Raw genomic sequence first — 9,085 nt, 5'->3', positions numbered from 1 at the left:
GCCGCCCCGTACCGCCTGTGGCCCCCAGGACCTCAAGGTGTTCGGGGCCGCGCCGACGCCCGCCGACGCCCCCGGCCACAGCGGCCCACCGCCGCACGTCCCCGGGGCGCTCCCCCGTTCCGGTCCCGCCACCCCCGTACGGGCCGAGGCGCCGAACAGACCAACCCGTACGGACGCCGACCACGTCGAATGGTCCCGGGGCCCGGGTGCTCAACCACCGCACCCCACCGACCCGCTCCCCCACGGCGGTCCCACCGCCCCGGCGCGGCCCGGAGTTCCGGACGGCCCGCACGCGGACACGCCCCCTGCCGGACGGCCCCGGGACCGGGACCCGGACCGACAAGCACCCCACCCCGCCGACACGTCCACCCACACCACCGCCACCGCCCCCGCCGAGCCGTCCCGGGACCCGGACGGGAAACCGGCCCGCCCCACCCACACATCAACCCGCACCGGGCCCACCGCCCCCGCGCACCCCGGCGCGGCCCCCGCCGGACGGTCCCCCCTCACCGTCGCCCAGCTCCACGCCGCCTGGCTCGGGCGGGCCGTCGGGTGTCTGCTGGGGAAGCCCGTCGAGAAGCTGCCCCTCGCCGGGATCCGTGCCCTCGCCGCCGCCGCGGGCAACTGGCCTCTGCGTTCGTGGTTCACCGCGAAAGGCGTACCGGCCGAACTCACCGACGCGTACCCCTGGAACCGGCGCTCCGCGCCGACCTCGCTCGCCGAGAACATCGACGGGATGCCCGAGGACGACGACCTCAACTACCCGCTCCTCAACCTGCTCCTCCTCCAGCGCCACGGAAGGGAGTTCACGACCGGTCAGGTCGCCAGGCTCTGGCTGGACGAGCTGCCCGCCGGGCGTACGTTCACCGCCGAGCGGGTCGCGTACGGCAATCTGCTCCACGGGATCGAGCCCCCGCACACCGCCGTCCACCGCAACCCGTTCCGCGAGTGGATCGGCGCGGCCATCCGGGCCGACGTCCACGGGTGGACGAACCCCGGCGATCCCACAGCCGCCGCTGAACAGGCCTACCGGGACGCGGTGTTGACCCACACCGGCAACGGTGTCTACGGCGCGATGTTCGTCGCCGCCACCGTGGCGTCGGCCGCCGGCCAGGGGCAGGGACAGCAGGGACAGGGGCAGGGGCACCGTACGGGCGCTGACGTGCACGCCTGCCTGCGCGCCGGCCTCTCCGTCGTACCGCCCCGCTCCCGCCTCGCCGACGCCGTCCGCCTCGGCATCGCCGTCGCCGGGGAACACGCCCACACCGACTTCGAACCCGTCGTCGACCTCCTCCACTCCGCCCTCGGCCACTACCACTGGGTCCACGTCGTCCCGAACACGGCCCTGCTCGCCGCCGCCCTCACCCACGCCGACGGCGACTTCACCGGCTCCATCTGCCGTGCCGTGTCGGGTGGTTGGGACACCGACTCGAACGGCGCGACGGCCGGTTCCGTCGCCGGGCTGCTGGCCGGCCACCCGGACCGGCTGCCGGAGCGCTGGACAGGACCGCTCAAGAACCGTCTCGCCACCTCCGTCGGCGGTTTCGACGGCATCGGCTTCGACACCCTCGCCGAGCTCACCCACCCACTCGCCGCACCGGCGCCCGCCCCCGAGGAGGCCCTCCACCCATGACCGGCATCGTGGTGCTCGGCAGCACCAACATGGATCTCGTCGCGTACACCGCCCGCGCCCCCAAGCTCGGGGAGACCGTCACCGGACGGGAGTTCGTCACCGTGCCCGGCGGCAAGGGCGCCAACCAGGCCGTCGCCGCCGCCCGCGCCGGCGGCTCCGTCGCGATGATCGGCGCGGTCGGCTCCGACGACTTCGGTACGGTGCTGCGGCACACGCTCGAAGCGTCCTGCGTCGACACCGACCTCCTGCGCACCGCCGAGGGCGCCTCGGGCACCGCGCACATCGTGGTGGACGACGACGGCGGCAACGCCATCGTCGTCGTCCCGGGCGCGAACGGCACCGTCACCGGCCTCGGCCCCGGCGACGAGGCCCTCATCACCACGGCCGACGCGCTGCTCCTCCAGCTCGAACTCCCCCTGAGCGCCGTGGTCGCCGGGGCGGAGGCGGCCCGCCGCCACGGGGTACGGACCGTCCTCACCCCGGCCCCCGCCCAGCCCCTGCCGCCCGAACTCCTCGCCGCCACCGACCTGTTGGTGCCCAACGAGCACGAGGCGGCCGTACTCACCGGGATCGCGGACCCGCGCACGGCGGCCGACGCGCTGCTCCGGCAGGTCCCCGAGGTGGTGATCACCCTGGGCCGGGCCGGCAGCCTCCACGCGTCCCGCACCACGGAACCCCTCTTCGTGCCCGCCCCCCAGGTCACCGCCGTGGACACCACCGCCGCGGGCGACACCTTCGTGGGCGCGCTCGCCGTCGCGCTGGTCGAGGGCCGCCCCATGCCCGAGGCCCTGCACTGGGCCTCCACCGCCGCGGCGCTGTGCGTCCAGCGCCCGGGGGCGTCCACCTCCATGCCGTACCGCACCGAGATCGAGGCCTCATGACCACCGCAGCGCCCCCCACCGCCACCCCCGAGCCGGATCCCGTCACCCCCACCCCCACCGCCCCTGCTCCCGCCCCCCTCGCCGGTCTGCGCGTCCTCGATCTCGCCACGCTCTTCGCCGGCCCCCTCGCGGCGACGATGCTCGGGGACTTCGGCGCGGACGTCGTCAAGATCGAGCACCCCACCCGCCCCGACCCCTCCCGGGGACACGGTCCCGCCAAGGACGGGGTGGGCCTGTGGTGGAAGCTGCTCGGCCGCAACAAGCGCGCGGTCACCCTCGACCTGTCCACGCCCGGCGGCCGGGACCTGCTCCTGCGCATGGCCGCCGAGGCCGACGTCGTCATCGAGAACTTCCGGCCCGGCACGCTGGAGAAGTGGGGCCTCGGCTGGGAGGAGCTGTCCACGGCCAACCCCCGGCTGGTGCTGGCCCGCGTCACCGGGTTCGGCCAGTTCGGCCCGTACTCCCACCGCCCCGGCTTCGGCACGCTCGCCGAGGCGATGAGCGGCTTCGCCGCGATCACCGGCGAACCGGACGGGCCGCCGACCCTGCCGCCGTTCGGCCTGGCCGACTCGATCGCGGCGCTGGCCACGGCGTACGCGGTGATGACCGCGCTCGCGGGCCGTCAGATCACCGGGCGCGGCCAGGTGGTCGACCTGGCGATCATCGAGCCGATCCTCACCGTGCTCGGACCGCAGCCGCTCTGGTACGACCAGCTCGGCTACGTCCAGCCGCGTACGGGCAACCGGTCCCGCAACAACGCCCCCCGCAACACCTACCGGACCGCCGACGGCTCCTGGCTCGCGGTCTCCACGTCCGCGCAGTCCGTCGCGGAGCGCGTGATGCGCCTGGTGGGGCGGCCCGAGCTGGCGGCCGAGCCGTGGTTCGCCACCGGCGGGGGCCGGGCGGAGCACGCGGACGTCCTGGACGACGCGGTGGGCGACTGGATCGCCCGGCACACCCGGGACGAGGCGATGGCGGCGTTCGAGAAGGCCGAGGCGGCGATCGCGCCGGTCTACGACATCCGGGACGTCATGGAGGACCCGCAGTACCGGGCGCTGGACAGCGTCACCGAGGTCCCCGACCCCGAGCTGGGCCCGCTGCGGATGCAGAACGTCCTCTTCCGGCTCTCCGAGACGCCCGGGGCCATCCGCTGGGCGGGCCGCCCGCACGGCGCGGACACCGACGCGGTGCTGGCCGACCTGGGCCTGTCGGCGCCGGAGATCGCGGCGCTGCGGTCGGAGGGGGCGCTGTGACGATCCCGCTGACCTGGTTGTACGTCCCCGGGGACCGGCCCGAGGTGATGGTGAAGGCGCTGTCGCGGGGCGCGGACGTGGTGATCGTGGACCTGGAGGACGCGGTGGCCCCGGACCGCAAGGAGCACGCGCGCGCCGCCGCCGCCGAGTTCCTGTCCGAGCCGCACGCGACGCCGGTCCATGTCCGTATCGACGACGGCCCGGACGCGGCGGCGCTGGCCGGGCTCCCCGGGCTGTCGGGCCTCCGGCTCCCCAAGGTCACCCACGCGTCCGACATCCACCGGATCGCGGCGAGGACACCGGACACGGCGCTGTACGCGCTGCTGGAGTCGGCGATGGGGATCGAGCACGCGTACGCGATCGCGACCGCGCATCCCGCCGTACGGGGCATCGGGCTCGGTGAGTCGGACCTGCGCGCGGATCTGGGGGTACGGGACGACTCCGGCCTCGACTGGGCGCGCGGCCGGGTCGTGGTGGCGGCCCGCGCGGCCGGGCTGGCGCCGCCCGCCCAGTCGGTGTTCCCGGACGTCCAGGACCTGGAGGGACTGGCGGCGTCCTGCGCGCACGGGCGGGCACTGGGGTTCCTGGGCCGGGCGGCGATCCATCCCCGCCAGCTGCCGGTGATCGAGCGGGCCTATCTGCCGACGTCGCAGGAGATCGAGGCGGCGGAGGAGGTGGTGGAGGCGGCGACCCGTGACGGCGGCGCCCAGTCCCTCCCGGACGGGCGCTTTGTCGACGCGGCGATCGTGGCGGCGGCGCGCCGTACGCTGGCGCTGGCGTCACGGAAGTAGGCCCCGCCCCCGGGGCCCCGCTCGTTCGACGCCCCCGTGCGCCAGGGTTCCGTCCTCAATCGCCGGACGGGCTTGATATGGCTGCCCTGATCGTCAGAGTGCGGGACGACAATCGCCGGGCGGGCTGTTTCAGCCCGTCCGGCGATTGAGGACCCAGCGAGGAGCCCGCACCCGCCGCAGCGGTCAGCGCCCCGCACTCGACGGCTCGGCCCGGCCACATCAAGCCCGTCCGGCGATTGAGGACAAACGTGGCCGCAGGCCGCGTGGAACGACGGTGCCGCCAGGCCCAGGAGGCCCGGCGGCACCGGTCGGCGAGGCGCAGCCCGTCGTCAGGTCGTCGTCTTCGCGTCCGCCGCGTCGGCAGCCGCGTCGGTCGGCTTCGCGTCCTCCGGCTCGGAGGAGGGCTCCGGCGCCACCGGCTTCGCCGACTCGTCGCGGTCCGGCTCCACCACCTCTTCGCGCCCGGGGCGGATCCGCGACGAGATCACGATGTACGTGACCGCCAGCGCGAAGATGACGATCGCCGTCCAGTCGTTCAGGCGCAGGCCCAGGATGTGGTGCGCCTCGTCGACCCGCAGGTACTCGATCCAGAAGCGCCCCACGCAGTACGCCGCGACGTACAGCGCGAACGCCCGCCCGTGCCCGAGCTTGAAGCGGCGGTCGGCCCAGATGACCAGCAGGGCCACCCCGACGCACCACAGCGACTCGTACAGGAACGTCGGGTGGTAGAGGCCCGCCTCTCGGTTCGGCCCCGAGGAGATCTTCAGCGCCCACGGCACGTCGGTCGCCTTGCCGTACAGCTCCTGGTTGAACCAGTTGCCCCACCGCCCGATCGCCTGCGCGAACGCGATCGCGGGCGCCAGCGCGTCCGCCCACGCGGGCAGCGGGATCCCCCGCCGCCGGCAGCCGATCCAGGCGCCCACCGCGCCCAGCGCGATCGCGCCCCAGATCCCGAGGCCGCCCTCCCAGATCTTGAAGGCGTCGACCCAGTCCTCACCGTCGCTGAAGTACAGCTGGTAGTCGGTGATGACGTGGTAGAGCCGCCCGCCGACCAGGCCGAAGGGCACCGCCCAGACGGCGATGTCGGCCACGGTGCCGGCTTTGCCGCCCCGGGCGACCCAGCGCTTGCCGCCGTACCAGACGGCGACGAAGACACCGATGATGATGCAGAACGCGTAGCCGCGCAGCGGGAGCGGTCCAAGATGGAGCACACCGGACGACGGGCTGGGAATGTAGGCAAGTTCCATGGCAGAACCGACGGTACCGTGCCGGGCGGGACCTGCGCCGACCCGCCCGGCAACTTCCTGGTAACGAGGTCAGCCCACGGACGTCGTCTCGGGCGGTGCCGTACCGGGCTTCTTGCCCCGGTTGGCCTCCTTCACCCACTTCTTCAGATTGTCGGGTGTGATGTTCTCGTTGCCCTTCTTCGGGAAGACCGCCTCCCCGTTCAGGAGCACGGTCGGCGTCCCGGAGAAGCCGCCCGTACGGAACGCCGTCGCCGACTTGTTCACCCAGTTGTTGTGGTCCCCGCCCTCCACGCACTGCCGGAAGCCGGGCGCCGACTCCAGGCCCTCGACCTTGCCCGCCAGCTCCAGCAGCCGGCTGTTCCTGGCGAAGGCGTCGTCCGTCTCCGCGGGCTGGTTCTTGTACAGCTCGTCGTGGTACGGGGCGAACTTGCCGACGTCCTGGGCGCAGGCGGCGGCGTTGGCCGCGCGCAGCGAGCCCGTGCCGCCCATGTTGCCGTCGATGATCGTGGCGAGGTGGTACTCGGCCTTGAGCTGTCCCTGGTCCTCCAGCTCGTGGACGGTGCTCCGGAACGCGTTCTCGAACTGGGCGCACGCCGGGCAGCGGAAGTCCTCCCACACCGTCAGCGTGGAGGGCGCGTCGGGCGCGCCCACGGGGATCGCCAGGTCGTCCTTGCCCGAGACGCCGGACGGCGCGAGCACGGGGCCCGCGGCGTCGCTGGTGCCGTCCTTGCCCGCCTTGGCGGCGACCACGCCGATCACCGCGACCACCCCGAGCACGCCGACGACCGTCGACGCGACGACCAGCACCCGCTTGCGCTTCTCCCGGGACTTCTCCGCCACACGTTCCTGCTGGAGCCGCTCTCTCGCGCTCCGCCTTGCCTCACGGTTCTTCTCGCTCACGCAGGGCGCAACGAACCGGGGAGGTGCGTACGCACCTCCCCGGCCCCAGGTCCACCCTTACGGGTTATGCCACCCGTCAGCGCTTGCGAACACCGGCGGCCAGCTCGGCCGCCAGCTCACGCACCGCGACCAGGCCCGATGCCGCGTCGGGGGCGTCCAGCATCCGCTTCACGAAGGCCGAGCCGACGATCACCCCGTCCGCGAAGCCCGCGACCTCGGCGGCCTGCGCCGCGTCGGACACCCCGAGCCCCACACAGACGGGCAGGTCGGTCGTGGCGCGGGTGCGCACCACCAGGTCCTGGGCCTGCGCGCCGACCGACACGCGCGTACCGGTCACGCCCATCAGGGAGGCCGCGTAGACAAATCCGCTGCCTACGGCCGTGATCTCGGCGAGCCGCTGGTCCTTGCTGCTGGGCGCGACCACGAAGACCGTGGCCAGGCCGTGCTTCTCCGCGTGCTCGCGCCACAGCGCGGACTCCTGGACCGGCAGGTCGGGCAGGATGCACCCGGCGCCGCCCGCCGCCGCCAGCTCGGCGGTGAACCGCTCGACGCCGTAGCGGTCGATCGGGTTCCAGTACGTCATCACGAGCACCGGCTTCCCGGTCGCCTCGTACGCCTCACGGACCGTGCGCATCACGTCCGCGATCTTGACGCCGCCCTTGAGGGCGATGTCGTCGGCGGTCTGGATGACGGGTCCGTCGAGCACCGGGTCGCTGTGCGGCAGCCCGATCTCGACGATGTCGGCGCCCCCCTCGAAGACGGCCTTGACCGCCGCGATGCCGCCGTCCACCGTCGGGAACCCGGCGGGCAGATAGGCGATGAGGGCGGCCCGGTCCTCGGCCTTGGCCGCCGCCAGTGTGGCGTCGAGCAGCGCTACGTTCCCGCTCACTTGGAGCCCTCCCCGTCGTACAGCCCGAAGTAGCGGGCGGCCGTGTCCATGTCCTTGTCGCCGCGCCCGGAGAGGTTGACGACGATCAGGCCGTCCTTCCCCAGCTCCTGTCCCACTTCCAGGGCGCCGGCCAGCGCGTGCGCGCTCTCGATGGCCGGGATGATCCCTTCCGTACGGGAGAGCAGCAGCAGCGCCTGCATGGCCGCGTCGTCCGTGACGGCGCGGTACTCCCCGCGCCCGCTGTCCTTGAGGTACGCGTGCTCGGGGCCGATGCCCGGGTAGTCGAGTCCGGCGGAGATCGAGTACGGCTCGGTGATCTGGCCCTCCTCGTCCTGGAGGACGTACGACCGTGAGCCGTGCAGGATGCCGGGCTCGCCCGCGCTCAGCGTGGCCGCGTGCTCGCCGCTCTCGATGCCGTGTCCCGCGGGCTCGCAGCCCACGAGCCGGACGTCCGCGTCGGGGATGAACGCGTGGAAGAGCCCGATCGCGTTGGACCCGCCGCCCACACAGGCGACGGCGGCGTCCGGGAGCCGTCCGGCCCGCTCCAGGATCTGGCGCCTGGCCTCGACCCCGATGACGCGGTGGAAGTCCCGGACCATCGCGGGGAAGGGGTGCGGTCCGGCGACGGTGCCGAAGAGGTAGTGCGTACGGTCCACGTTGGCGACCCAGTCGCGGAACGCCTCGTTGATGGCGTCCTTGAGGGTACGGCTGCCGGACAGCACGGGCACCACGTCGGCGCCGAGCATCCGCATGCGGGCGACGTTCAGCGCCTGGCGCTGGGTGTCGATCTCCCCCATGTAGATGGTGCATTCGAGGCCGAAGAGCGCGCAGGCGGTGGCCGTGGCCACGCCGTGCTGGCCGGCGCCGGTCTCGGCGATGACGCGGGTCTTGCCCATGCGCTTGGTGAGCAGCGCCTGCCCCAGCACGTTGTTGATCTTGTGGGACCCCGTGTGGTTGAGGTCCTCCCGCTTGAGGAACACCCGGGCGCCCCCGGCGTGTTCGGCGAACCGCGGGACCTCGGTCAGCGCGCTGGGCCGGCCGGTGTAGTTCGCCATCAGCTCGTTCAGCTCGGCCGCGAAGGCGGGATCGCCCTTGGCTTTCTCGTACTCGACGGCGACCTCGTCCACGGCGGCGACCAGCGCCTCGGGGATGAACTTGCCGCCGAAGTCACCGAAGTAGCCTGCGGCGCTGGGGACGAGTCCCTCGGGATCGGGGATGAAGAATTCTGACATGACTTCTGATTCGGGTGACTTCTCAGGCATTCCGGTACGACTCCTCGGAGCAACGGACGGATCCGGGCGCGGGGCGGGCGGTGTCACCAGGACGTGCGGGCGTACGACGCCCCTCCACGGACACACCCGGGCCGCGCGGCCCGGTGGACGATTGCGGTCTCAGCGACCGCCGCGCCATCGCATCCCGTTGACCTGACCGGGCTCGTCGCCGATCACGTACCGCACCCGCCGCCCGTGCACCCGCCGCGCCGGCGCACGG

Annotated in this window: 8 protein-coding genes and 1 pseudogene; 4 read left to right on the top strand and 5 right to left on the bottom strand. The window is 73.4% G+C overall.

The features are described 5' to 3' along the window. Positions 1-37: 37 nt before the first annotated feature. The 4 genes from GT042_RS24350 to GT042_RS24335 are packed head-to-tail and all read left to right on the top strand — an operon-like array spanning position 38 to position 4,558. Positions 38-1,633 carry an ADP-ribosylglycohydrolase family protein gene (locus tag GT042_RS24350; protein WP_345943897.1) on the top strand — a complete coding sequence of 532 codons (1,596 nt, stop codon included), beginning with the start codon at positions 38-40 and terminating at the stop codon, positions 1,631-1,633. After that, complete coding sequence (rbsK, locus tag GT042_RS24345) at positions 1,630-2,514, top strand: ribokinase (RefSeq protein ID WP_161310868.1); 885 nt, start codon at positions 1,630-1,632, stop codon at positions 2,512-2,514. The genes GT042_RS24350 and rbsK overlap by 4 nt, the downstream gene beginning before the upstream one ends. Beyond that, a complete protein-coding gene (locus GT042_RS24340; protein WP_161310867.1) occupies positions 2,511-3,767 on the top strand; it encodes a CoA transferase in 1,257 nt (418 codons plus the stop codon). The genes rbsK and GT042_RS24340 overlap by 4 nt, the downstream gene beginning before the upstream one ends. Beyond that, a complete protein-coding gene (locus GT042_RS24335) occupies positions 3,764-4,558 on the top strand; it encodes a CoA ester lyase (RefSeq protein ID WP_161310866.1) in 795 nt (264 codons plus the stop codon). Before GT042_RS24340 ends, GT042_RS24335 begins: the two co-directional genes overlap by 4 nt. 329 nt (positions 4,559-4,887) lie before the next feature. Here GT042_RS24335 and lgt read toward each other — a convergent pair whose 3' ends face one another. From lgt to GT042_RS39365, 5 genes and pseudogenes are all read right to left on the bottom strand, one after another. Further along, complete coding sequence (lgt, locus tag GT042_RS24330) at positions 4,888-5,805, bottom strand: prolipoprotein diacylglyceryl transferase (RefSeq protein WP_161310865.1); 918 nt, start codon at positions 5,803-5,805, stop codon at positions 4,888-4,890. Between the two features lie 69 nt (positions 5,806-5,874). Further along, entirely contained in the window at positions 5,875-6,705 is an 831-nt protein-coding gene (locus GT042_RS24325; protein WP_161310864.1) for a thioredoxin domain-containing protein, read from the bottom strand. 76 nt (positions 6,706-6,781) lie between these two features. Then, positions 6,782-7,594 carry a tryptophan synthase subunit alpha gene (trpA, locus tag GT042_RS24320; RefSeq protein WP_161310863.1) on the bottom strand — a complete coding sequence of 271 codons (813 nt, stop codon included), beginning with the start codon at positions 7,592-7,594 and terminating at the stop codon, positions 6,782-6,784. Further along, positions 7,591-8,826, bottom strand: coding sequence for a tryptophan synthase subunit beta (trpB, locus tag GT042_RS24315; protein WP_237531126.1), 1,236 nt, complete (start codon positions 8,824-8,826; stop codon positions 7,591-7,593). Before trpB ends, trpA begins: the two co-directional genes overlap by 4 nt. A gap of 159 nt (positions 8,827-8,985) precedes the next feature. Beyond that, positions 8,986-9,085 (bottom strand): annotated as a pseudogene (locus tag GT042_RS39365) (tryptophan synthase subunit(beta)); the annotation flags it as partial.

The sequence above is a fragment of the Streptomyces sp. SID3212 genome (assembly GCF_009865405.1).
Classification (GTDB): domain Bacteria; phylum Actinomycetota; class Actinomycetes; order Streptomycetales; family Streptomycetaceae; genus Streptomyces.
The sequence above is the reverse complement of the archived record's forward strand: the minus strand, read 5'-3'. Positions and strand labels throughout refer to the sequence as shown.

What these genes read in the sequence shown, in the direction of transcription:
- rbsK (WP_161310868.1), top strand. Translation starts at nt 1,630, where the DNA reads ATGACCGGCATCGTGGTGCTCGGCAGCACCAACATGGATCTCGTCGCG.
- trpB (WP_237531126.1), bottom strand. Translation starts at nt 8,826, where the DNA reads ATGTCAGAATTCTTCATCCCCGATCCCGAGGGACTCGTCCCCAGCGCC.
- GT042_RS24340 (WP_161310867.1), top strand. Translation starts at nt 2,511, where the DNA reads ATGACCACCGCAGCGCCCCCCACCGCCACCCCCGAGCCGGATCCCGTC.
- lgt (WP_161310865.1), bottom strand. Translation starts at nt 5,805, where the DNA reads ATGGAACTTGCCTACATTCCCAGCCCGTCGTCCGGTGTGCTCCATCTT.